Raw genomic sequence first — 22,670 nt, 5'->3', positions numbered from 1 at the left:
CCCGTCAGGACGGATCCGTCTGCTACTGTTACGCGATGCCGTGCGAACTCAAAATATCGGTCGGGCAGTGTTCCGATAAGGGCCGCAAGGAAACCAATCAGGATTTTCATGGCGTCCTGATTCCGAGCGAGCCGCTGCTCGGCCTGAAGGGCATCGCCATCGTCCTTGCAGATGGCATCAGCTCGAGCAGCGTCAGCCGCATCGCGAGCGAGTCGGCCGTCAAGGGCTTCCTGACGGATTACTACTGCACGTCGGAATCCTGGTCGGTGAAGACGTCGGCGCAGCGCGTGCTGGAGGCTACCAATTCCTGGCTGCACGCGCAGACCAGGCGCAGCCAAAACCCATACGAGAAAGACAAGGGGTATGTCTGCACGCTGAGCGCGATGGTGATCAAGTCGACCACCGCGCATATCTTCCATGTCGGCGACTGCCGGATCTATCGCCTCGCCGGCAGCAGCCTTGAGCAGCTCACCAGCGATCACCGCGTGGTTCTCTCTTCAGTGCAGAGTTATCTCGGCCGTGCGCTCGGCGTGAATCCGCAGGTCGAGATCGACTACCAGTCATTCAGGGTCGAGCGCGGCGATACGTTTCTGTTGGCGACCGACGGTATCTATGAGCATGTCACACCGCGCCAGTTGGCGAGGGTCATCGCCGACGGCGCCGATGATCTCGACAAGACGGCCAAGACCATCGTCGAGCAGGCCTATGAGCGCGGTAGTCAGGACAACCTCACGATCCAGATCGTGCGTGTCGACGAACTGCCGGAGAGCAGCGCCAGCGAGGCGTTCGGCCAAGCGAGCGAGTTGCCGTTGCCGCCGCTCCTGGAAGCCAGAATGGCGTTCGACGGCTACACGATCGTGCGCGAGCTGCACGGCAGCAGCCGCAGCCACATCTACCTCGCCGTCGACGACGACACCGGCGCCACGGTGACGCTCAAGATTCCGTCGATCGATCTGCGCGACGACCCCGCCTATCTGAAGCGGTTCATGATGGAGGAGTGGGTCGCCAAGCGCATCGACAGCCCGCATGTACTGAAACCCTGGTCGCCATCACGCAAGCGCAACTATCTCTACGTCGCGACCGAGTTCATCGATGGGCAGACGCTTCGGCAATGGATGATCGACAATCCGAAGCCGGCGCTGGAGACGGTACGCGGCATCGTCGAGCAGATCGCCAAGGGCATTCGGGCCTTCCACCGCAAGGAGATGCTGCACCAGGACATCAGGCCCGACAACATCATGATCGACAAGACCGGCACGGTGAAAATCATCGATTTCGGATCGACCAGGATCACCGGCGTGGTCGAAGCGGCGCCTTCGGAGGACCGCAACGACATCCTCGGCACCCAGCAATATACGGCCCCGGAATATTTCCTGGGCGAGCCTGGCACGCCGCGCTCGGACTTGTTCTCGCTCGGGGTCATCACCTATCACATGCTGACGGGAAGACTGCCCTATGGCGCCCAGCTCGCCCGCGCGAGGACGCGATCGGACTTCAACAAAGTCATCTACGGCCCGGCCACGCACATCTGTCCGGAGATCCCGATCTGGGTCGATCGAACGATCGAGCGGGCCGTGCATCCCAATCCATATAAGCGATATGATAGCCTGTCGGAGTTCTTGTTCGACCTCCGCAATCCCAACGCAAAATATCTCACGACGTCATCGACGCCACTGATCGAGCGCAACCCGCTATTGTTCTGGAAATGCACGACGCTCGTGTTGGCGCTCGCCCTGGTTCTCTTGCTGGCCTACGTCTCGCATCATGTTCATTAGTGCGTGGTGCCGGAAGGGATCGGCTCCAGCCCGCTCTTAATCAGCTCAGCGCGGCCGTCCGGAGATGCGAGAAACTGGATCAGCGCCCGTCCGGCGTCGGGTTCCTTGGATACGCTGACGATCCCCGCGGAAAACACCGTGATCTTTTGCAGCTCGTCCGGCAGCGGCCCGACGATATCGATGCCGGCGACGGGCTTCAGCTCGCTGATCTGCTGGAAGCCGATCTCGGCCTCGCCCCTGGCCACGATCTCGCCAACCGGCGTGGCTGGGATCTTCCTCGCTTTGTCCTTCATCGTCTCTGCAATTCCGAGCTTCCGGAACATTTCGGTCGATACATAGACGCCGCTGGCGCTATCGGAATAGGCGATCGACTTTGCCGCAAGCAGCGCGCGCTTGACGGCATCCGCCGAGCTGATGTCCGGCTTTTGCGCGCCTGATTTCACTGCGATCCCGATCGGCGACTTGACGAGATCGACGCGGCTATCGGCAATCACCTTGCCCTGTGTGGCGAGGTCATTGAGAGCGTAGCCGACCATGATGAGCACATCGGCGGGCTCGCCGCGCGCGAGCCGCACCGGAATCGCGTTGACGGTGGTTCCCATCGACGGCCCGTAGGCGGTTGATACCTTGTGGCCGGTCTTGCGCTCGAATTCAGGCACCAAGGCTTTGTAGGCGGCGGTCAACCCGCCCGAGATCATCACGTGGATTTCGGCGGCGGACGCAGAAGTGGTGAGGAAGAGTACGGCGAAGCAGGCGAGGGCGAATGCGCGGAAGCTGGCGCGGTGCCGCATGGGCGTTTCTCCCAAAAGATTCTTTGATCACGGTGCGACGTTACTTCGGCGAGCGACACACGGCCAGCAGTTACCGCGCATGTTGAAGTATGTTCAGCCATGCCATGGGAGAGGGACGAGGCGAGTTCGCTGCTTGTCACGAATTCACGTGCACGAAGTCGCGCAACAGCGGATAGATCTCGTTGTTCCAGCGCTTGCCGCTGAACACGCCGTAATGGCCGACGCCGGCCTGCATGTGATGCACCTTGCGATAGCCACGGACGCCGGCGCAGAGGTCTTGCGCGGCCAGCGTCTGGCCGATCGAGCAGATGTCGTCGCGTTCGCCTTCGACGGTCATCAGGCCCATGCGCCTGATTGCGGTGGGATTCACCGGCCGACCCCGGTGCATCAGCTTGCCCTGGGGCAGCAGGTGCTCCTGGAACACGTCGCGCACGGTCTCGATGTAGAATTCCGCCGGCAGATCCATCACCGCGAAATATTCATCGTAGAAGGTCTTGATGACGTTTGCCTTCTCCTTCTCCCCCTTGGCGAGATGATTGGCGAGGTCCATGTGCTGCTTGATGTGGCGCTCGAGATTCATGGACACAAAAGCCGTGAGCTGCACGAAACCCGGATAGACCTTTCGGAACGCACCCCGGCACTGGATCGGGACATAGTTGATGAGGTTGTCCTCGAACCATTTTATCGGCTTGCTCTTCGCAAATTCGTTGACCTTGGTCGGCTGGATGCGCGTGTCGATCGGTCCCGCCATCAAGGTCAGCGATGCGGGCCGTGCGGGATGATTGTCCTCCGACATGATCGCCGCCGCCGCGAGCGCCGACACCGAGGGCTGGCAGATCGCGACCATGTGCGTGCGCGGGCCGAGCTTGTCGAGGAAGGTGATGAGATGGTCAGTGTAATCCTCGAGCCCGAAGCGGCCCTGATCGAGTGGAATGTCGCGCGGGTTGTGCCAGTCGGTGATGTAGACGTCGTGGTCCTGCAGCAGCGTCGCCACGGTGCCGCGCAATAGCGTCGCGAAGTGGCCGGACATCGGCGCCACCAAGAGCAGGCTCGGGTGCTCGGGCCCATCGACTTTCTTGAAGTGCAGCAGCGATCCGAACGGCGTGGCGTAGGTGACTTCCTCCCGCACCTCCAATTCCCGATTGCCAACCTTCACGCTGCGGATGCCATAATCGGGTCGGGTATAGGTCAGGGTCGAGCGCGAGATCAGTTCGAGTGTGGCCGCAAGCCGGCCGAGCAGCCGGTCCGAGGCTCCCTGCGGTACCAGATTAAGATATCTAAGTGCCGCTGCCGCCCCCGTGCGCCATGGTGCGGTCAGGTCCATGTGATTCTGGTAGGCTTGGTAAAGCATTGACATCATACACGACCGCCTTTGCCCCGTGGTGCTATGCAATATCGGAGCCAACGCGGAGTCGAACCGCCCTCGAAATTGGCACGTGGCTTGCTGCTCGGGATACTTGGCGCCCAGGCAATAAGCAGGGGCGATATCCGCATGGATAGGCTCGCCGCTTTAAGTTCCTGCGGTCGACGTTGAGGCGTGAGGGAAAGGCCCTATGGCGACAACGACACTGACCATCAGCAGCAAGAACTACTCGTCATGGTCGCTGCGCGGCTGGCTGCTGGCGAAATTCGCGGGGCTGGAATTCGAGGAGGTCATCACCGCTCTCGACGACGCCTCGGCCCGCGCGGAACTCCTGCTGCTGTCGTCATCGATCCTGGTGCCCTGCCTGCGCCACGAGGGCGCCACCGTCTGGGACACGCTGGCGATCGCCGAGTACCTCAACGAGATCATGCCGAATGCCGGCTTGTTGCCGGAAGACCGCATCAAGCGGGCGCATTGCCGCTCGATCTGCGGGGAAGTTCATTCCGGCTTTACGACGCTGCGCGCCTCACTGCCGGTTAACCTGAAAGGCCGTTTCCCCGGCTTCAAGATCTGGTCGCGCGCGCAAGCCGACATCGACCGGGTCTGCACCATTTGGCGTGATTGCCTTGCGGAGTCCGGCGGGCCATTCCTGTTCGGTGAGCGCCGCACCATGGCGGACGCGATGTATGCGCCGGTTGTCACCCGCTTCATCACCTATGACGTCAAGCTCGAGCCGACGCTTGCGGCCTATGCTGAAACCATCATGTCGATGCCGGAGATGCGCGAGTGGGTCGAGGCTGCCAAGGCCGAGCCCGCCGACGTCGAGGAGCTGGAGGTCGAATATTAGGCAGTGCGGCCGGCGGGATGCTCGTTCGGCGGGCTCAAGTGCGGTGCAGGTTTGGCCTAAAGCTCGTGCTACGAAAGCCCGCGTGAGTAGCGGTCGCAGGACGTCGGTTGCGCCGCAAAAAATCGGTGGACTTCACGACCGTCGACATGCCGCCGGCGACCGAGAAGGTGCCGCCAGTGACGCCCCGGAAGTAGCCGATTGAAAGTGACTGATCATGTCGCCCCCGGAGGAATTAACTTTAATGGTCGGCCGTTGGCTGCAGCCGCTCGTTGTGCTCCTGCATGTGGTGCGTCGTCTTGGAGTGGCGCCGACATCTAGCCGTGAACAACAGCGTACGGCGCTCCATCACTGATTCGGACGCGCTTCGTTCCACCGGCGTTCCGAACCTTAAGGCAGCGAACTCTTCCGTTGCATTTTGAGACAGAACGGTGTGGGAGGGATGATCCTTCATCCCTCTCGCACTTTCCGTTTGAGCATGATCTCCGCGCAGCGCTTTGTCGCGAAGAAGAACGGTAGCAACTCTTCTGCGATCTCCCTAAGCTGCACCCGTTTGCTTGACGCGTGGAAAGCGCCAGGCGATCACGGTCGCCTCGACCATGCCGCCGGATTGGTCATTGAGCCAATGACCGTCGATAAAGCGACAGGCGAACGGCAACTGATATGTGCCGCTCTGATCTTCGCAAAGCACTTCGACGATCTCGTTCGGCGGAGGTTCGCCGCTGCCATCGAATTGCGCCAGTCGCTTTTCGCGCGTTGCCATCTGATTATTCTCCACTTCCGATGCGTGGAAACGTTTGAGTTCCCAAAAGCCCCCCGCACCCCGCAATAGGCAAAGGACAACGCCGGAATACGGTTAGAGTGTGGTATCTCTGACGATGTCGCCGCCCTTCGAGCACATTGCCGTGAAGAGCGCGTGGAGGATTTAATGAACATTAACATGACGCTCGCAGCGCTCGTGACACTTGCATCCGGCGCACTGGGATGCACCGAGGTTCATGCGCAGGACGTCCCAGGCATTGAGATCTGTACCGTCGAGAAAACCTGGGAGCGGCGGACGAGTTGCCTGCAGAGCAACGTCGACTTCCTGCAGAAAACGATCACGAAGCTTGTGACCGATCACCAGCAGAAGCTCGATGCCGCCAATCGCCAGATCGAAAGCCTCAAGAGTGCATCTGCGACCCTGCAGAAGCGCGTGGACGATCTGCTGGCTGCGCAGAAGAAGATGGACGAGGACTTGAAGAAGAAAGCCGACGTGCCGGCAAAGGACGCGGCGCCGGCAGCGAAAGAAGGTGGCAAATAGTCCGTCATTGCGAGGAGCGACAGCGACGAAGCAATCCATCTTCCCGCTTGCGGTGGCATGGATTGCTTCGCGGAGCCTGTCATCGGGCGGCGCTACGCGCCGACCCGGTGGATCGCAATGACAGCTGAGGGTGACAAGCCCCTATACGCGGTAGTGCTCGATCACGTCTCTGTCGGGCTCATAGCCGAGTCCGGGCCCTCGCGGCACCTCGATATCTCCGTTTGCATCGACATCGGCGCGGCCGCGCCAGAGGCAGGCCGGCCGTTTCATGTAAAAGACTTCGATAAAGCCGTCGTCCCGCATCGACATCAGGTGCAGCGTCGCCAGGAAGCCCGGTCCGAAATAGGGCGAGTGCGGAACGATCTTGACGCCGAGTTCGTCGGCGAGCGCCGCAACTTTCAGGAATTCGGTGATGCCGCCGACCTTGGTCACCGAGGGCTGGGCATGGCTGACGGCGCCTGCCGCCATCATCTGGCGGAATTGGTGTACGGTGCAGGCATTCTCGCCGGCCGCGATGTCGAGGCCGCCTTTGGCGCGCACGTCGGCGAGCGTAGCAAAATCCTCCGGTGGCCAGACCGGCTCTTCGAGGAACATCGGGGTTGCCGCCTGGCAGTCTCGCGCGAAGGCAATCGCGCTCGGGCCATCCAGCGGGCAGTTCATGTCCACCATTAGCGGGATGTCGCTGCCGATCGCCTTGCGTGCCGCAAACACCGCTGGCGTCGTAGTCTCGTGCAGCTTGATCGCGCCGTAGCCGCGACGGAGCGCGGCTTCGCATTCGCCGGCAATATGTTCCGGTTTGCCGATCCGCATCAGGCTCGCATAGGCCGGGATCTTCGCGCGTCTGGCCTCGCCGATCAGCCGATGCAGCGGCACGCCCTTGATCTTTCCGGCGAGATCCCACAGCGCGATGTCCAGGCCCGAGATCGCGAACATCGTGATGCCGTAGCGACCGAACAGGTGCAGATTGCGCTGGATCTGCTCTATCACGGCAGGAATGCCGGAGGCTTCAGGCAAATCGAGGCCGCGCGCCTGCGGCGCGATCATCTCCTCGATCGCAGTGCAGGTCGTGCGTGGACAGACATAGGCGAAGGCGTCGCCCCAGCCGGTGAGGCCGGCATCGGTCGAGACTTCGACCAGCACCATATCAAGCGCTGCGATCGACGACGCACCCTGCCGGAAGCTCGCGGGGCCGGCGTCATAGGGGATGCGGATGTGGTGCGCGCGGACATTCGTGATTTTCATGGGGTTTCTCCAGGGCGGAATGCGTATCCCGCGGGAGCGGGATACGCCGATTTGAAGCGATGCTGGATTCTTGTTGTGACGCGTTTTCTTCACGCGAACCGGTGTCCACTTCGCTCGAAAACGCTCTAGTTTTAAGAGCTCTTCTCGCCACTCATGACGGGGCCGAACCGTTCCCAGCTCTCGCCCTTGAAGCGCATCATCTGGAGCTGCTCGATCGGCGCATAGTCGTTCGGGCCGGTCTTGATGCGGGTGCCCGGCAGGTAGATGCCGATCTGGAAATCGAGATTGGCCGCCTGCTTCATGATATTCTCGCGGGTGAGGTTGTCGCCGCATTGGCGCAGCACTTGTTCGAGCCCCTTGGCGACGCCATAGCCGAACACGGTCGCGGCATCGTCGAGATCGCCTTCGGGATACCACTTGGCCATGAACGCGCGCCACTCGTTCATCGCGGGATCGTTCTTCCATTCGGCGTCCTTGGGATCCTTCAAATAGGCGGTCGACAGTATGCCCTGGCTGGCCTCGTAACCGGCAGGCTTGATGACGCCGCCGATCGAGCCGGATACGTTGGTCAGGAACTGCACCGGGTGCCAGTCCAGCTCGGCGATCTTCTTGATCGCCTGCGCCGCGAATTTCGGGGTGGCGATATTGACGAAGATGTCGGGATTGGCGCCCTTGATCTGCACCACCTGTGAATCCACCGTGGGTGAACTGGTCTCGTAGGAGGCCTCCACGGTGATCAGTTTGCCTGCCTGATCGCCAAGGCCTTCGCGCAGGCCGATCACATAGTCCTTTCCGAAATCGTCGTTCTGGTAGAGGACGCCGATGGTCTTGCCGGGATAGTTCTGCAGGATGTACTTGCCGTAGATCCGCGCTTCGACCTGATAGCTGGGCTGCCAGCCCATGGTCCACGGGGAATTCTTTGGGTCGTTCCACTTGGCGGCGCCGGTGGAGACGAAGAGCTGCGGCACCTTCTTCGAGTTCATGTATTTCTGGATCGCGGTGTTGCCCGGCGTGCCCAGCGGGTTGAAGATCAGCAGCACCTCGTCGTTCTCGACCAGCTTGCGTGCCTGCTCGACTGTCTTCGGCGGGCTATAGGCGTCGTCATAGCTGATGAAGTTGACCTTGCGGCCGTTGATGCCGCCTTCGGCGTTGAGCTTGTTGAAATAGGCCGCTTCGGTCTTGCCGATGGTGGCATAAGCCGACGCCGGGCCCGAGTAGGGCATGATGTTGCCGATCTTGACCTCGGTGTCGGTTGCACCGGGGTCGTATTTCTTTTGTGCGCTGGCTGTTCCGGCGAGCGCGACGGCGAGAAGTCCAGCGAGCAGCGTGGATTGGGCATAGTTATAGTTCAAGAGCCGGTCATGCATCATTGTCCTCCCTGACAGTTCGCCGCGGCTCTGCAGTCTTGATTATGGGCAGCTTGAGATGAGCCGTCGGATCGATGCGTCAGCGAGTATGCACGATTGGCTTGGTCTTGCCAGCGAAGGGCTGGGTTGTAATTTCCGCGGGATGGAACAACGCTCCGGTCGCTCACGGGACAGCAAGGACTGTCAAACGGTGCAGGGTGCGATCGCGCATGATGGATGCGCTTCGAAGGAAGGCCGACAGTCATGAACCCAGCCCAGAAGTCGCTCTGGTACATCGAGAGCCATCTCGGTCAGCCGCTGACGCTCGACGAGATCGCCGGCATCGCCGGTATCTCGCGCTTCCACCTGGTGCGCGCGTTTGCGGCGGCCACAGGATTCTCGGTAATGCGTTACGTGCGCGCCCGCCGTCTCAGCGAGGCGGCTCGCGCGCTCGCGAGCGGCGCACCTGATATTCTCAGCCTGGCGCTGGATGCGGACTACGGCTCCCACGAAGCGTTCACCCGCGCGTTCCGCGACCATTTCGGCGTCACGCCCGAAACGGTTCGCGCCACGACGTGCCTCAGCAAGCTGAAGCTACAGGAGCCGATCATGATGGATTCAACCGCGCTCGATCATCTCAATCCGCCGCGTATTGCGACCGGCAAGGCGTTCCTCGTCGCCGGCGTCGGAGAGCGCTACAATCACGGGGATTGCGGCGGCGGTGCCGGCATTCCGAGCCAGTGGCAACGCTTTCACCAAACGGTCGATCATATTCCCGGCCGCATCGGCAACGTGGCCTATGGTGTCTGCTGCAATGGCGATGACGCCGGCAATTTCGATTACATCGCCGGCGTCGAGGTCTCCGACTTCTCGGACCTGCCGCGCGAGTTCAGCCGGGTGCGAATTCCCGAGCAGAAATATGCGGTCTTCACTCATGGCGAGCACATTTCCACGATCCGGCGGACCGTGAACACGATCTGGAATCACTGGCTGCCGGCATCCGGCATGAAGGCCGCGGATGCGCCGAACTTCGAGCGCTACGACGAGAAGTTCGATCCGGCCACCGGCAATGGCGGCCTCGAGATCTGGGTGCCCGTGAAGGAGTAGGGTAGCGTGTAGGATGGGTAGAGCGAAGCGAAACCCATCAATGCGCCGGGTCAGACGAGGCGAGATGATGGGTTTCGCTTCGCTCTACCCATCCTACGGCAGCTCGCAAAGCTGCCTTGCTTCACCCTTGCTTGGCAAGCAACGGTGTCTTTGTCATAACGTCACGCCAACAACACGTTGCGTGGGGCGGTTGAAAATCCCCTTGCAGCCATAAGCAGCCGGGAGGATTTCATGGCCAATATCCGCGTTCTCGCCACCGATCTTGAATTTCCGGAAGGTCCGGTGGTGATGCCGGACGGATCGGTGGTGCTGGTCGAAATCCGTGGGAAGCGGTTGACGCGGGTCTATCCGGACGGGCGCAAGGAAGTGGTGGCGCAGATTCCCGGCGGTCCCAACGGCGCGGCGCTCGGTCCCGACGGCAAGATGTACATCTGCAACAATGGCGGCTTTAGCTGGATTCCGACGCGCAGCACGATCATGCCGGGGCCGCAGCCGGAGGACTATCTCGGCGGCTCGATCCAGCGCGTCGACTTGCAGTCGGGCAAGGTCGAGACCGTCGTCGACAAATGCGGCGAGCATGCCTTAAGGGGACCGAACGACCTTGTCTTCGACAGGCAGGGCGGGCTCTGGTTCTCCGATCTCGGCAAGCGCCGTGCCCGCGAGATGGATGTCGGCGCGTTCTATTACATCAAACCCGGCATGAAGGAGATCGTCGAAGGCGTGCACGGCCTGCTGCCGGCCAACGGCATCGGCCTGTCGCCGGACGAGAAGACGGTCTACATCGCGGAGACGCCGACCGCGCGGCTCTGGGCCTACGAACTCTCCGAGCCGGGCACGGTGAAGCCGCGCGAGGTGATCTATCGCGGCGAGCGCGGCAAACCGATCGCAGGGCTTGGCGGCTACCAGATGTTCGACTCGCTCGCGGTGGAGGCGAGCGGCAATGTCTGCGTGGCGACCCTGGTCTCGGGCTGCATCTCCGTGATCGCACCCGATGGTACCCTCGTCGAGCAGGTTCCGACCGGCGACCGCGTCACCACCAACATCGCGTTTGGCGGACCCGAGCTGAAGACCGCCTACATCACGCTGTCGGGCAAGGGCGAACTGATCGCCATGGATTGGTCGCGGCCTGGGTTGCCGCTGAATTTTTTGAACAGGTGATGGCTGTGCAATGCTAGACCCTCATGGTGAGGAGCGCCGCATCAGCGGCGCGTCTCGAACCATGAGGCCATCGCCCGCGGCCATCCCTCGAGACGGCAGCTGCGCGGCCTCCTCGGGATGAGGAGAGACGATCGAAATGCCCTGGCTTGAACCCATCACCCTTGGCGGCGCGCATGCACGGCTGGAGCCGCTGTCGCAGGATCACGCCGATGGGCTCATTGAGGCCGTGAAGGACGGCGAGCTCTGGAAGCTCTGGTACACGTTCATTCCGCGTCCCGAGGACATGCGCAAAGAGATCGACCGCAGGCTTGGCCTGCAGGCGACGGGATCGATGCTGCCGTTCACGGTGTTCGATGCCGGCGGCGCCATCGCGGGCATGACGACCTACATGAATGTCGATGCGCCCAACCGCCGCGTCGAGATCGGCTCGACCTGGTACGCGAAGTGTGTGCAGCGCAGCGCGGTCAATACGCAGTGCAAATTGTTGTTACTGACGCACGCCTTTGAGACGCTCGATTGCATTGCGGTAGAGTTCCGCACGCATTTCTTCAACCACCAGAGCCGCCGCGGCATCGAACGGCTCGGTGCCAAGCTGGACGGCGTCCTGCGTAGCCACCAGATCGCACCAAACGGCACGTTGCGTGATACCGTCGTCTACAGCATTATCGCCAGCGAATGGCCGACCGTGAAGGCGCACCTCAACTATCAACTCAACGAAAAGCCGCGGTAGCCGCTCTGCCGCGCCAGAAACGAGACGATGGAAACGTTCGATTATGTAATCATCGGCGCGGGCTCCGCCGGTAGCGTTCTCACCAACCGCTTGAGCGAGGATGCCGGCACCACGGTGTGCGTGCTCGAGGCAGGCCCGAAGGACTGGCACCCCTACATCCATCTGCCGGCCGGCTTCATCAAGACGTTCCACATGAAGAGCGTCAACTGGGCCTACCAGCAGGAGCCGGGCCCGTGGACCGGCGGCCGCAGCATCTACGCGCCGCGCGGCAAGACGCTTGGCGGCTCGTCGTCAATCAACGGCCACATCTACAACCGCGGCCAGCGCCAGGATTTCGACACCTGGGCGCAGCTCGGCAATCGCGGCTGGGGCTATCCGGACGTGCTGCCCTACTTCAAGCGGATGGAATGCCGCGTCGGCGAGTGTGACGACACCTATCGCGGCCGCGACGGCAGCCTGACCGTCACCACCATGGACTGGAACGACCCGCTCTGCGAGGCCTTCATGGAGGGCGCCGTCAGCCTCGGTATTCCGCGCAACCCCGACTACAACGGTGCGATCCAGGAAGGCGTGTCCTACTGCCAGCGCACGATCCAGAATGGCCTGCGCATGAGCGCGGCGAAGGCGTTCCTGCATCCGGCGCGGAAACGGCCAAACGTCCACGTGCACACGCATGCGCATGTCACCAACATCATCTTCGAAGGCAAGCGCGCGGTCGGCGTGCGCTATCTCAAGGGAGGACGGGGCGGCGAGCCGGTCGAGGTGCGCGCCAACAAGGAGGTGATCCTCTCCGGCGGCGCCTACAACTCGCCGCAGATCCTGCAATTGTCCGGCGTCGGCTCGCCGGAACTGTTGCAGTCGCACGGCATCGAGGTGCGTCATGCGTTGCCCGGCGTCGGCGAGGGATTGCAGGACCATTACGCGCCGCGCTCGGTCGCGCGCGTCAAGAACATCAAGACCATCAACGAGCTCAGGCGGGGCTTAAGCCTGTGGGTCGAGGCGTTGAAATGGGCGACGACGCGGCGCGGCTTGCTGTCGCTGTCGCCGACCATGGTCTATTGCTTCTGGCATTCGGGCGAGACCACGGAGAGCTCGGACCTCCAGCTCACCTTCACGCCCGCGAGCTACAAGGAAGGCGTGCAGGGCCAGCTCGAGGACGAGCCCGGCATGACCGTCGCCTCCTGGCAGCAGCGCCCCGAGAGCCGCGGCTATGTCCGCATCCGCTCGTCGGATCCGTTCGCACCGCCGATCATCCAGACCAACTATCTCGTCGAAGAGCTCGACCGCCGCGTTGTCGTCGCCGGCATGAAGCTGGCGCGCCGGCTGTCGGCGCCGCTTGCGCCCTATTACGACTACGAGGATTTTCCGGGACCCAACGTGCAGACCGACGATGAATTTCTGGCGGCGGCAACCGAGCGTGGCACCACCACGTTCCATCCGGGCTGCACCTGCCGGATGGGCCCGGTCGATGCCAAATGGGCCGTGGTCGACGACCAGCTCCGCGTCCATGGATTGCAGGGCCTGCGCGTGGTCGACGCCTCCATCATGCCGCGCATGATCTCGGCCAACCTCAACGCCTCGACGATGATGATCGCCGACAAGGCCTCCGACATGATCCGCGGCAAGCAGGCGATGTCCACTGTGGCGCTGGCGGAGTACGCGTGATACTCGGCTGCGAGCGCGGTCTCTCCTGTATGGAGCGCGCCGCTGTTTCCCCTCATCCTGAGGAGCGCGAAGCGCGTCTCGAAGGATGAGGCCACCGGCGGGGCCTCATGGTTCTCCTGGCGATGCGAAGCATCGTCCGGAGACGGTGCTTGCGCGCCTCCTCACCATGAGGGGCGGGCACTTCACCCGTACACGAACGCCTTATCCGTTAAATCAATGGTCGGAAACTCGTCCTTCTCGGCCCAGTAGTCCTGGTTGTGCTGCCATTCCGGCTTGTCGCCGCGCTTCGGCAACAGGTGCATGCCGCGCAGCATATAGCCGGGATTGAAGTTTTCCTCGTCGATCCACGGCAGGATCGGCATGTTGTGGTCTTCGGCGCGCAACGCGGGGGTAACCTTCTTCGCACCGGTCTGCTTCATGTGCGTGAGCAGGCGGCAGACGAAATCGGCGACGAGATCGACGCGCAATGTCCAGCTCGCCCGGAAATAGCCGAACACCCAGACGAGATTGGGCACGCCGGTGAACATCATGCCGCGATAGGTCAGGGTATCGGCGAAATCGAGCGGCTTGCCGTCAACCTCGAACTCGATGTCGCCGGTGGCGCACAGATTGAAGCCGGTGGCGGTGACGATGATGTCGGCCTCCAACTCCTTGCCGGACTTCAGCAGGATGCCCTTCTCGGTGAAGCGTTCGATCTCGTCGGTCACGACGGAAGCTTTGCCGTCCTTGATGCCCCGGAACAGGTCGCCGTCCGGAATGAAGGCGATGCGCTGGCGCCACGGGCGGTAGCGCGGCGTGAAGTGGGTGGCGATGTCATAGTCCTTGCCGAGATAGGCTTCGACCGCCGACAACAAATCCTTCTTGGCCTCTTCAGGCTTCTCGAAGGTCTTGCGGGTGAAAGCGTCCTGGTCGAACAGGATCTTGCGACGCGTGATCTCGTGAATCCATGTCTCGTCGATCTGCAACTGCCGCAGCTGCTCCGCGATTTCGATCGCGTTGCGGCCGGTGCGGAAATAGGTCGGCGAGCGCTGCAGCATGGTCACATGGCCAGCGTCCTTGGCCATCGCGGGGATCAGCGTCGCGGCGGTGGCGCCGGAGCCGATCACGATGACGCGCTTGCCATTGTAGTCGAGGTCCTCGGGCCACTTCTGCGGATGCACGATCGGGCCCTTGAACTTGGCCATGTCCTTCCACTCGGGCGTATAGCCCTCGGCATGGCGATAGTAGCCCTGGCACATCCAGAAGAAGTTGGTGGTGAAGCGGAAGTATTCGCCGGTATCGGTGCGCGTGGCGTCGATGGTCCAGAGGTTGGCCTCGCTCGACCACTTCGCTGAAGTGATGGTGTGGCGATAGCGGATGTGGCGCGCGAGGTCGTTCTCCTCGACCACTTCGCCCATATATTTCAGGATCTCCGCCGCGGTTGCGATCGGCGCGCTGGTCCACGGCTTGAAGCGATAGCCGAAGGTGTGCAGGTCGCTATCGGAGCGGATGCCAGGATAGCGGTGCGTGCTCCAGGTGCCGCCAAACGTCTTCTGCGTCTCCAGCACGACGAAGCTGGTTCCCGGGCATTGCGTGGTCAGGTGATAGGCGGCGCCGACGCCGGAAATGCCGGCGCCCACGATCAGGACGTCAAAATGCTCCGACGTAACGGGCTCGGCGGTGCGTATCTGCGTTTGGACGTTCATCTTCCCAGCTCTTTTATTGTTTCGTTGGTCGTGCGCACGAAGCGCCGGAATCTCCGGCGCCTCGCAAATCGTCGAATCAGACTTCGCGGCGGCTCAGGAAGGCCAGCCGCTCGAACAGGTGCACATCCTGTTCGTTCTTGAGCAGTGCACCGTGCAGCGGCGGGATCAGCTTGCGCGGATCGCGCTCCCGCAGCATCTCCGGCGTGATATCCTCGTTCAGGAGCAGCTTCAGCCAGTCGAGCAATTCGGAGGTCGAAGGCTTCTTCTTCAATCCCGGCACTTCCCGCACCTCGAAGAAGATGCGCAAGGCCTCTTCCACCAAGCGCCGTTTGATGCCGGGGAAATGCACGTCGACGATCTTCTCCATCGTGTCAGCGTCGGGGAATTTGATGTAGTGGAAGAAGCAGCGGCGCAGGAAGGCGTCCGGCAGCTCCTTCTCGTTGTTCGAGGTGATCATCACGATCGGGCGGAGCCTGGCCTTGATGTTCTCGCCGGTCTCGTAGACGAAGAACTCCATGCGATCGAGCTCGAGCAGGAGATCGTTGGGGAATTCGATATCGGCCTTATCGATCTCGTCGATCAGCAGCACCGGGCGCTTCTCGTTGGTGAAGGCCTCCCACAGCTTGCCGCGCTTGATGTAGTTCTTGATGTCGGAGACGCGCGCATCGCCGAGCTGGCTGTCGCGCAGCCGCGACACCGCGTCATATTCGTAGAGGCCCTGCTGCGCCTTGGTGGTGGACTTGATGTGCCAGGTCAGAAGCGGTGCATCGAGCGCCTTGGCGACTTCTTCTGCCAACACCGTCTTGCCGGTGCCGGGCTCGCCCTTCACCAGAAGCGGGCGCTCCAGCACGATGGCGGCGTTGACAGCGACTTTGAGATCATCGGTGGCGACATAATCCTTGGTACCAGTGAATTTCATACTACCCCGTCAGAATGAGTTTCAATTTGATACTAGTGGAAAAACCCTGCAGGTCTAGCGTGGATTCCAGCGCCTGCACGCAACTGGGTCATCGCGACCGCCTTGAATTTAGGCGGACCGTTTCCGCCTTGCGGAATGATCCTCACAGCTTGGTACCGAGCCCGTAATGCCGAAGTTGGGACCTGAGCGCCCTTGACGCCGCGACGGCGGCGGGCGATCTATGGAACATGTTCTTGCAGTTCTTCACATCGCTGCGCGACGCCCAGGTCCCCGTGACCTTGCGCGAATATCTGACGCTGATGGAGGCGCTCGACGCCGACCTCGCGGAGCAGAGCGTCGAGAATTTCTATTACCTGTCGCGCTCGGCGCTGGTGAAGGACGAGCGTAATCTCGACAAGTTCGACCGCGTCTTCGGCGCCGTGTTCAAGGGGCTGGAGAGCCTGCTCGATGCCATGGACAAGGCCGAGATCCCTGAGGAGTGGCTGAAGAAGCTCGCGGAAAAATACCTCACCGAGGAAGAGAAGAAGCAGATCGAAGCCATGGGCTGGGACAAGCTCATGGAGACGCTCCGCAAGCGCCTCGAGGAACAGAAGGGGCGACACCAGGGCGGCAACAAATGGATCGGCACCGCCGGCACGTCGCCCTTCGGATCCCACGGCTACAATCCCGAAGGCATCCGCATCGGGCAGGAGAAGAACCGCAACAACCGCGCCGTGAAGGTGTGGGACAAGCGCGAATTTAGGGATCTCGACGGCAATGTCGAGCTCGGCATCCGCAACATCAAGATCGCGCTGCGGCGACTGCGCAAATTCGCCCGGACCGGCGCGCCCGATGAACTCGATCTCGATACCACGATCAAGGAAACCGCCAATCACGGCTATCTCGACGTGCACATGCGTCCCGAGCGGCGCAATGCCGTGAAGGTCCTGGTGTTCTTCGATATCGGCGGCTCGATGGATTCGCACATCGAGCAGGTCGAAGAATTGTTTTCGGCGGCAAAAAGCGAATTCAAGCATATGGAATATTTCTACTTTCACAACTGCCTCTATGAGGGCGTGTGGAAGCAGAACAAGCGGCGCTTCACCGACCGCACGCCGACCTGGGACGTGCTGCACAAATATCCGCACGACTACAAGGTCGTGTTCGTCGGCGACGCCTCGATGTCGCCTTACGAGATCATGGTCCCCGGCGGCTCGGTCGAGCATGTCAACGAGGAGGCCGGTTCGGTCTGGCTCGAGCGTATCATTCGAACCTATCCGCACACGGTGTGGCTCAACCCGGTCGCGCAGAAGCACTGGGACTATTCGGAATCAACCACCATCATCCGCCGCATCTTCTCCGAACGCATGTACCCGATTACGATCGAAGGTCTGGAGAATGCGATGAAGGAGCTGGTAAGATAGGTTCAACCGCCGTCATTCCGCGGCGCGCGAAGCGCGAACCCGGAATCCATTTGGCCACTTGCTTCGGCGGAGGAATGGAATCTCTGATGTGCAATTGCACGTCATAGTGCGATGCTTACGCATCGCCCCGGAATGACAAGAATCAATCAGGGAGAGCCACATGCCCCAGACCATCCACCGCGGCATCAAGCAGATGATGGACGATGCCAATGCCGAGATCGAGACCATCAGCGCGGCCGATGCCGTCGAGCTTCTTCCGAACGACGATGTCGTGATCGTCGACATCCGCGATCCCCGCGAGATCGAGCGCGAGGGAAGGATCCCCGGCGCCTTCTCCTGCACCCGCGGCATGCTCGAATTCTGGATCGATCCGGCGAGCCCCTACGCCAAGCCGATCTTCCAAGAGGACAAGAAGTTCATCTTCCATTGTGCCGGCGGCATGCGCTCGGCACTCGCCGCGAAGACTGCGCAGGACATGGGGCTGAAGCCGGTCGCCCATATGAGCGGCGGTTTCGCCGCCTGGCGCGATGCCGGTGGCCCGATCGAGAAGTGGGAGCCGAAGAAGAGGGATTGAAGAGGGATTAGAGACGCGCCGGCGTTTCTCTCCTCGTCATTCCAGGGCGCCCAAACGGGTCCGCACGAAATGCGGCCCGATAGACAGTCTCTGCGCGAGCCCGCAAGCTTGCACACTGAATCAATCGGCTCGAGGTACCTGAGCACGCGTTCATCGGGCGTTCACCTGTGCAACTTAGAAGCGCTCGCGGGGCTTGGAATGAAGGAAATGCAAATGAAGAAGGTTACTCTCGGATTCGCTGCCGCCGCTGTCTTGGTCGGCCTGTCGTCTTTCTCGGTTCCTGCTACCGCCATGCCGATGCATCCAGTGGCTCCCAGTTCAGAGATCATCCAAGCCCGTTATCACCACCGCAAGGTTTGCACGGTGCGCAGTGTGGTTACGCGCGGCCCGCATGGCAGGCGGATTGTCAAGCGTGTGCGCGTATGCAGGTGACGGTTACACTTCTCCTGACCTGAAAAAAGGGCCGCTTGCGGGATGCAGGCGGCCCAAGTCTAGGGAGGAAACGCCCAAAGAGGGCAGCGATAGCGCGAAGCGCTACCGCGTACCTATCTAAAGCAGATGCTGGAATGAAAAAGCTCCGGGCGATACCGGAGGCTTCATCTTAAGATCCTGGATCTGCGCCGTCGGCGTCTCTTGGAATGACATCAAGGAATCCGCAGCATGACCGCAACCGATGACCCGCTCGTCTCCACCGACTGGCTTGCAGCCCATCTCGGCGACCCCAAGGTCAAGGTGATCGACGCCTCCTACAAGATGCCGGGCGTGCTGCCGTTGCCGGCGGACGATTTTATCGCCGCCCACCTTCCCGGTGCGGTGTTCTTCGACGTCAATGCGATTGCCGATAAGAACGACCCGCGCCCGCATATGTATCCGACTGCTGCGCAGTTCGCGCAGGACGTCTCCGCACTCGGCATCTCCTCCGACGACGCCGTGGTCGCCTACGACGCTGGCGCCTGGGTCGCAGCGCCGCGGGCGTGGTGGATGTTCCTGTCGTTCGGCCATTCCAACGTGAAGGTGCTCGACGGGGGCTTGCAGAAGTGGAAGGCGGAGGGACGTCCGGCCGAATCCGGTTCCGTCACACCGAAGCCTGGAAAATTCCAGGCCACGTTCGATCCGAGCTTTGTCCGCAGCAAGGAGCAATTGCTCGGCAATATCCAGATGAACAAGGAGCAGGTGATCGACGCGCGGCCGCGCCCGCGCTTCGAGGGCACCATCGCTGAACCCTGGCCCGGCCGGCGCTCCGGCCACATCCCCGGCAGCCGCAACGTTCCCTATGCCGATCTGTTCGACGCCAAGACCGGGGCGATGAAGCCGCTCGATGAATTGCGCAAGGCATTCACATCCGCCGGCGTCGATACGGCAAAGCCGATCGTCACCAGTTGCGGCTCCGGTGTCTCGGCGCTGGTGTTGACGCTCGCGCTCTATCGCCTCGGCGTGCGCGGCAGCGCCCTCTATGACGGATCCTGGGCCGAATGGGGCCTGCCTGACGGGCCGCCGATCGCAACAGGACCTGCGTGATCCAGAAAATCAGCGCGTCGGGCGCACGAGCATCGGCTGGCCGAACGGATCGAAGGTCTGCTGAGGCAACGCCTGCTGCGTCGTGGGTGGGCGCTGCGCGACGCGCCGGCGTTCCTTGGCGCGCTGCGTCCGTGCCTGCTTCTTGGTCCCGCTTTGCCCTGGCTTGGTTTCGGCGCGTTTCGTCGGCGTCTTTTTCTCAACGGTGACGGCTGGGCCACCCAGCGTGGCGATCTTGGTCGCCGCCGGACTCTCTTCCGCCGCGGCCGGCGCCTCCGGTGCGGAAGGCGTGGCGTCGCTTGCAGGCGGAGCCTCGGCAACCGCCGCGGGCTTGGCTTGCTCGGTCGGAGCAGGAACTTCCGCGGCGGGAGCGGGAGCTTCCGCTTGGGGCGCCGTTGGCAGTGCCTGGGGTTCCAGAGCATCTGCCACGGGCGGCCCGACTGGCGGCGCCTCGGTCGAGGCAGGCTCATCGGGCGTCACAGCGGCCATCTGCTCGGGCTCGGCTGGCGCGGATGCATCGGCGGTTGGCGCAGCGGGAGCAGGCGACGTCTCGGCGCTTTCCGGAGCCTTTTCTGTCGTCTCTACCGCAGGCGGATCAACGCGCAGCATGGCGAGTGTCGGCGGCGGCTCCGTCGATGGCTTCTCTTGGACTTGCGCGAAGACCGGCTCTGGCGGGCTGCGCCGCGCCGGGATATTCGCGACTTCCTCATGGGCAGCCCGCAACAGCGCGGCGGCGCCCAGCCCAAAGATCAGGACCGAGGTCGACAGCACGATCGCCGCGAACAGGAAGCGAAGGCCGGGAAGCATGGGCGCGGTTCCGTTTTTGCCGAAGTGTTTTTGAGCCAGAGGAAACGCGGTGACCACAGGGAAAGGCCGGCTCGCAGGCAGCGAATCAAGCCGATTCGAGGATATCGCAACCAATGTCGAAGAGATGACGTCCGTAGTCCACAGGAATAATTTTTCCCGGGCGGTGAGACATCTTTGCCGCAGCGATCGCTGCCCAATCACAAAATGACCGATCTGGACCGGATTTCGCGGAATTGTCTTGAATGCGCCGCTATCTTCCTTCAACTGCCGTTAACGGTCCGGTGTGGCTTGGGGACTATACAAGAGCGATGATGATCAACCGCATTCTAACGATTTGTGCTGCCGCTGCGCTCGGCGCGGCAGGAACTTCGGTTGCCCAGGCACAGCAAGCCTATCCCCCAGGGCCTGGTCCGGTCTATTCTGCTCCTCAGGGCTCCTATCCTCCGCCGGCGCCCGGCTATGTGCGCGACGATCGCCGCCCGTCGGACTTTGATGTCTTTGAAGAGGACGACGACGCGTCGGCGCCGAATGGCCAGAACTCGGCGGCGCTGTCGTCGCCTGGACCGGTGCTTTCGCCCAACGATCCCCGCTATGGCCGCCCGATGGCCGCACCGCCCCCGGTCTATTCGGATCGTAACGTGCCGACCGGCCCGATCCTGTCGCCGGATGATCCGCGCTACGGCCGTCCGTCCGGCCCGCCGCCGGTGATCTATGCCGATCGTCCTCAGGGCCCGGCGCAAAATTATAATTATCCCGATCGCGGCGACGATCGTGCCCTGCGTCCGCCGGAGTCCGTGGGCGCCGCAGGCGGCACGCCCACTGTGACCGGCGCCGTGCCGCAGCCGCAGGTCGGCAACGATGGCAAGCCGATGACGGTCGCGGCCCTGCCGCCTGAGGAGCAGCCGGAAGCCGCTCCCGTGCAGTTACCGCCGAACCTGCGTCGTCAGGAAGTCTCGTTCGCGACCAAGGAGCCGGCAGGCACCATCGTGGTCGATACGGCGAACACCTACCTCTACTACATCCTGGGTAATGGCCGCGCGATGCGCTATGGCGTTCGCGTCGGCCGCGACGGCTTCACCTGGACCGGTGTGCAGAAGATCAGCCGCAAGGCGGAATGGCCGGACTGGTATCCGCCGACCGAGATGATCGAGCGCCAGCCTTATCTGCCGCGCTTCATGGCAGGTGGCCCCGGCAATCCGCTCGGCGCGCGCGCGATGTATCTCGGCTCGACCGTGTATCGCATCCACGGCACCAACCAGCCATCGACGATCGGCAAGTTCGTCTCATCGGGCTGCATCGGCATGCTGAACGAGGACGTCTCCGATCTCTTCGATCGCGTGAAGGTCGGCACCCGCGTGGTGGTGCTGCCGGGCGGTCCGCCGCCTGGAACCGCCACCGCTTCCGCTGCGCCGCCCGCCGGTGGGCCCGTTGCCGCCGCTCCGCCGCCGACCCAGGCGCAGGCCGCCGTGCCGTTGCCGGGCACGCAGCCAACCGCAGTGCCGCCGCTGCCGGCACCGGTCACGATCCGCTAGGGCGATTGCAGTTCCAACATCGGAAGGCGCGCGAATAGCGCGCCTTTTGTTTGTTGCAACATCACGCGGCGCTTCGACGTTTGCAGAAGCGATGCTGCACGAAGATCATCTCACATATCCGCCACTGAACACGCTCAAGCAGGTCGCTGGCGACGTCTGGATCATTGACGGCCCAGCGATCCAATTCGGCCCGTTCTGGTTCAAGGCACCATTTCCCACGCGGGCGACGATATTTCGCTTGGCCGGAGGAAACCTGTTCGTTCACTCGCCGACACCCTTGGTTCCCGAACTGAAGGCAGAGATCGACAGGACGGGGGTTCCGCGCTGGATCATCGGGCCGAACCGGCTGCACTACTGGTGGATACCGGATTGGCGTGCGGCGTATCCGGATGCTCGGGTCTTCCTTGCGCCCAAGACGAGGCAGCAGGCCGGCAGCCGATTGGACCTCGATTGCGAAACGCTCGATCGGACCTCCGGCTATCCCTGGGATGACCGGATCGCGACGCTGCCGATCGCGGGCAGCTACATGACCGAAGTTGCATTCTTCCACAGGTCATCCCGGACGCTGGTCCTCACCGACCTGATCGAGAACTTCGAGGCACGAAAGGTCGAAGCGCGGCTCATGCGGTTCCTTATCTGCGCAGGGGGCGTTCGAGACCCCAATGGCAGCACACCGCGCGATATGCGGTTGAGCTTCTGGCGGAACAAGGCCGCGGTGAAGGCTGCCGTCCAAGTCATGATCGATTGGGATCCGGAACGGATCATCCTCGCCCATGGGCGCTGGTATGACCACGATGGCCGCGCCGAGTTGCAGCGCGCGTTCCGCTGGATTTTGCTGCGTCAGTTTGCGCGTCCGTCACACTCGCGTGCTTGAATTCATTCTCGGCCCGATTACGTCCCGGGCGGTCGCA

At 62.3% G+C, this 22,670-nt stretch carries 20 protein-coding genes; 12 read left to right on the top strand and 8 right to left on the bottom strand.

Annotated features, from left to right (window positions below; translation table 11 throughout):
- Positions 1-35: 35 nt before the first annotated feature.
- Positions 36-1,775 carry a bifunctional protein-serine/threonine kinase/phosphatase gene (locus tag J6497_RS33555; protein ID WP_225708493.1) on the top strand — a complete coding sequence of 580 codons (1,740 nt, stop codon included), beginning with the start codon at positions 36-38 and terminating at the stop codon, positions 1,773-1,775.
- Here the strand turns inward: J6497_RS33555 and J6497_RS33550 are convergent.
- Positions 1,772-2,566: a substrate-binding domain-containing protein gene (locus J6497_RS33550; RefSeq protein ID WP_225708492.1), complete on the bottom strand. Its 795-nt coding sequence runs from the start codon at positions 2,564-2,566 to the stop codon at positions 1,772-1,774. The genes J6497_RS33555 and J6497_RS33550 overlap by 4 nt on opposite strands.
- A 136-nt stretch (positions 2,567-2,702) precedes the next feature.
- Complete coding sequence (locus tag J6497_RS33545) at positions 2,703-3,926, bottom strand: polyhydroxyalkanoate depolymerase (RefSeq protein ID WP_225708491.1); 1,224 nt, start codon at positions 3,924-3,926, stop codon at positions 2,703-2,705.
- A gap of 193 nt (positions 3,927-4,119) precedes the next feature.
- On the opposite strand from J6497_RS33545, the gene J6497_RS33540 reads away from it, so the two are divergent.
- Entirely contained in the window at positions 4,120-4,776 is a 657-nt protein-coding gene (locus J6497_RS33540; RefSeq protein WP_225708490.1) for a glutathione S-transferase family protein, read from the top strand.
- A 535-nt stretch (positions 4,777-5,311) separates the two neighbouring features.
- On the opposite strand, the gene J6497_RS33535 is transcribed toward J6497_RS33540, so the two are convergent.
- Positions 5,312-5,536, bottom strand: a complete 225-nt coding sequence (locus J6497_RS33535) for a hypothetical protein (protein WP_225708489.1) — start codon at positions 5,534-5,536, stop codon at positions 5,312-5,314.
- Positions 5,537-5,713: 177 nt separating this feature from the next.
- Here J6497_RS33535 and J6497_RS33530 point away from each other — a divergent pair, with 177 nt between their 5' ends.
- A complete protein-coding gene (locus J6497_RS33530) occupies positions 5,714-6,076 on the top strand; it encodes a hypothetical protein (protein WP_225708502.1) in 363 nt (120 codons plus the stop codon).
- Positions 6,077-6,217: 141 nt separating this feature from the next.
- On the opposite strand, the gene J6497_RS33525 is transcribed toward J6497_RS33530, so the two are convergent.
- Together J6497_RS33525 and J6497_RS33520 are read right to left on the bottom strand one after the other, a co-directional pair.
- Positions 6,218-7,318: a mandelate racemase/muconate lactonizing enzyme family protein gene (locus J6497_RS33525; protein ID WP_225708488.1), complete on the bottom strand. Its 1,101-nt coding sequence runs from the start codon at positions 7,316-7,318 to the stop codon at positions 6,218-6,220.
- Positions 7,319-7,449: 131 nt separating this feature from the next.
- The gene (locus tag J6497_RS33520) at positions 7,450-8,685 is read right to left on the bottom strand and encodes an ABC transporter substrate-binding protein (RefSeq protein ID WP_376708310.1); all 1,236 of its coding nucleotides are present in this window, start codon (positions 8,683-8,685) and stop codon (positions 7,450-7,452) included.
- 243 nt (positions 8,686-8,928) lie between these two features.
- On the opposite strand from J6497_RS33520, the gene J6497_RS33515 reads away from it, so the two are divergent.
- The 4 genes from J6497_RS33515 (at position 8,929) to J6497_RS33500 (ending at position 13,324) form a co-directional block, all read left to right on the top strand.
- Complete coding sequence (locus tag J6497_RS33515) at positions 8,929-9,771, top strand: AraC family transcriptional regulator (protein WP_225708486.1); 843 nt, start codon at positions 8,929-8,931, stop codon at positions 9,769-9,771.
- Positions 9,772-10,002: 231 nt separating this feature from the next.
- Positions 10,003-10,929 carry an SMP-30/gluconolactonase/LRE family protein gene (locus J6497_RS33510; RefSeq protein WP_225708485.1) on the top strand — a complete coding sequence of 309 codons (927 nt, stop codon included), beginning with the start codon at positions 10,003-10,005 and terminating at the stop codon, positions 10,927-10,929.
- A gap of 136 nt (positions 10,930-11,065) precedes the next feature.
- The gene (locus tag J6497_RS33505; protein WP_225708484.1) at positions 11,066-11,659 is read left to right on the top strand and encodes a GNAT family N-acetyltransferase; all 594 of its coding nucleotides are present in this window, start codon (positions 11,066-11,068) and stop codon (positions 11,657-11,659) included.
- 27 nt (positions 11,660-11,686) lie between these two features.
- Positions 11,687-13,324, top strand: a complete 1,638-nt coding sequence (locus tag J6497_RS33500; protein WP_225708483.1) for a GMC family oxidoreductase — start codon at positions 11,687-11,689, stop codon at positions 13,322-13,324.
- A 182-nt stretch (positions 13,325-13,506) separates the two neighbouring features.
- Here the strand turns inward: J6497_RS33500 and J6497_RS33495 are convergent, their stop codons facing one another.
- Both J6497_RS33495 and J6497_RS33490 read right to left on the bottom strand, forming a co-directional pair.
- Positions 13,507-15,009 carry a flavin-containing monooxygenase gene (locus J6497_RS33495; protein ID WP_225708482.1) on the bottom strand — a complete coding sequence of 501 codons (1,503 nt, stop codon included), beginning with the start codon at positions 15,007-15,009 and terminating at the stop codon, positions 13,507-13,509.
- A 76-nt stretch (positions 15,010-15,085) separates the two neighbouring features.
- Positions 15,086-15,928 (bottom strand): AAA family ATPase, encoded by an 843-nt coding sequence (locus J6497_RS33490; RefSeq protein WP_225708481.1) that lies wholly within the window; start codon positions 15,926-15,928, stop codon positions 15,086-15,088.
- Between the two features lie 227 nt (positions 15,929-16,155).
- Here J6497_RS33490 and J6497_RS33485 point away from each other — a divergent pair, with 227 nt between their 5' ends.
- The 3 genes from J6497_RS33485 to sseA all read left to right on the top strand — a co-directional run bounded on the left by J6497_RS33485 (position 16,156) and on the right by sseA (position 19,423).
- Entirely contained in the window at positions 16,156-17,331 is a 1,176-nt protein-coding gene (locus J6497_RS33485) for a vWA domain-containing protein (RefSeq protein WP_225708480.1), read from the top strand.
- Between the two features lie 160 nt (positions 17,332-17,491).
- A complete protein-coding gene (locus tag J6497_RS33480) occupies positions 17,492-17,905 on the top strand; it encodes a rhodanese-like domain-containing protein (protein WP_225708479.1) in 414 nt (137 codons plus the stop codon).
- Positions 17,906-18,565: 660 nt separating this feature from the next.
- On the top strand, positions 18,566-19,423 hold the full coding sequence (gene sseA / locus J6497_RS33475) for a 3-mercaptopyruvate sulfurtransferase (RefSeq protein WP_225708478.1): 858 nt from the start codon (positions 18,566-18,568) through the stop codon (positions 19,421-19,423).
- Between the two features lie 9 nt (positions 19,424-19,432).
- Here the strand turns inward: sseA and J6497_RS33470 are convergent, their stop codons facing one another.
- The gene (locus J6497_RS33470; RefSeq protein ID WP_225708477.1) at positions 19,433-20,227 is read right to left on the bottom strand and encodes a hypothetical protein; all 795 of its coding nucleotides are present in this window, start codon (positions 20,225-20,227) and stop codon (positions 19,433-19,435) included.
- 311 nt (positions 20,228-20,538) lie between these two features.
- On the opposite strand from J6497_RS33470, the gene J6497_RS33465 reads away from it, so the two are divergent.
- Both J6497_RS33465 and J6497_RS33460 read left to right on the top strand, forming a co-directional pair.
- The gene (locus tag J6497_RS33465) at positions 20,539-21,759 is read left to right on the top strand and encodes a L,D-transpeptidase (RefSeq protein ID WP_446479933.1); all 1,221 of its coding nucleotides are present in this window, start codon (positions 20,539-20,541) and stop codon (positions 21,757-21,759) included.
- Positions 21,760-21,850: 91 nt separating this feature from the next.
- Complete coding sequence (locus J6497_RS33460) at positions 21,851-22,633, top strand: DUF4336 domain-containing protein (protein WP_225708476.1); 783 nt, start codon at positions 21,851-21,853, stop codon at positions 22,631-22,633.
- The last annotated feature ends 37 nt before the right edge of the window (positions 22,634-22,670 follow it).

It is taken from the genome of Bradyrhizobium cenepequi (assembly GCF_020329485.1).
In the GTDB taxonomy this organism is placed as follows: domain Bacteria; phylum Pseudomonadota; class Alphaproteobacteria; order Rhizobiales; family Xanthobacteraceae; genus Bradyrhizobium; species Bradyrhizobium cenepequi.
Note: the sequence above shows the minus strand (reverse complement) of the source record. Positions and strands in the feature narration are given on the sequence as shown.

Coding starts and splice junctions, on each gene's coding strand:
- J6497_RS33555 (WP_225708493.1), top strand. CDS start 36: ATGCCGTGCGAACTCAAAATATCGGTCGGGCAGTGTTCCGATAAGGGC.
- J6497_RS33550 (WP_225708492.1), bottom strand. CDS start 2,566: ATGCGGCACCGCGCCAGCTTCCGCGCATTCGCCCTCGCCTGCTTCGCC.
- J6497_RS33545 (WP_225708491.1), bottom strand. CDS start 3,926: ATGATGTCAATGCTTTACCAAGCCTACCAGAATCACATGGACCTGACC.
- J6497_RS33540 (WP_225708490.1), top strand. CDS start 4,120: ATGGCGACAACGACACTGACCATCAGCAGCAAGAACTACTCGTCATGG.
- J6497_RS33535 (WP_225708489.1), bottom strand. CDS start 5,536: ATGGCAACGCGCGAAAAGCGACTGGCGCAATTCGATGGCAGCGGCGAA.
- J6497_RS33530 (WP_225708502.1), top strand. CDS start 5,714: ATGACGCTCGCAGCGCTCGTGACACTTGCATCCGGCGCACTGGGATGC.
- J6497_RS33525 (WP_225708488.1), bottom strand. CDS start 7,318: ATGAAAATCACGAATGTCCGCGCGCACCACATCCGCATCCCCTATGAC.
- J6497_RS33520 (WP_376708310.1), bottom strand. CDS start 8,685: ATGCATGACCGGCTCTTGAACTATAACTATGCCCAATCCACGCTGCTC.
- J6497_RS33515 (WP_225708486.1), top strand. CDS start 8,929: ATGAACCCAGCCCAGAAGTCGCTCTGGTACATCGAGAGCCATCTCGGT.
- J6497_RS33510 (WP_225708485.1), top strand. CDS start 10,003: ATGGCCAATATCCGCGTTCTCGCCACCGATCTTGAATTTCCGGAAGGT.
- J6497_RS33505 (WP_225708484.1), top strand. CDS start 11,066: ATGCCCTGGCTTGAACCCATCACCCTTGGCGGCGCGCATGCACGGCTG.
- J6497_RS33500 (WP_225708483.1), top strand. CDS start 11,687: ATGGAAACGTTCGATTATGTAATCATCGGCGCGGGCTCCGCCGGTAGC.
- J6497_RS33495 (WP_225708482.1), bottom strand. CDS start 15,009: ATGAACGTCCAAACGCAGATACGCACCGCCGAGCCCGTTACGTCGGAG.
- J6497_RS33490 (WP_225708481.1), bottom strand. CDS start 15,928: ATGAAATTCACTGGTACCAAGGATTATGTCGCCACCGATGATCTCAAA.
- J6497_RS33485 (WP_225708480.1), top strand. CDS start 16,156: ATGTTCTTGCAGTTCTTCACATCGCTGCGCGACGCCCAGGTCCCCGTG.
- J6497_RS33480 (WP_225708479.1), top strand. CDS start 17,492: ATGCCCCAGACCATCCACCGCGGCATCAAGCAGATGATGGACGATGCC.
- sseA (WP_225708478.1), top strand. CDS start 18,566: ATGACCGCAACCGATGACCCGCTCGTCTCCACCGACTGGCTTGCAGCC.
- J6497_RS33470 (WP_225708477.1), bottom strand. CDS start 20,227: ATGCTTCCCGGCCTTCGCTTCCTGTTCGCGGCGATCGTGCTGTCGACC.
- J6497_RS33465 (WP_446479933.1), top strand. CDS start 20,539: ATGATCAACCGCATTCTAACGATTTGTGCTGCCGCTGCGCTCGGCGCG.
- J6497_RS33460 (WP_225708476.1), top strand. CDS start 21,851: ATGCTGCACGAAGATCATCTCACATATCCGCCACTGAACACGCTCAAG.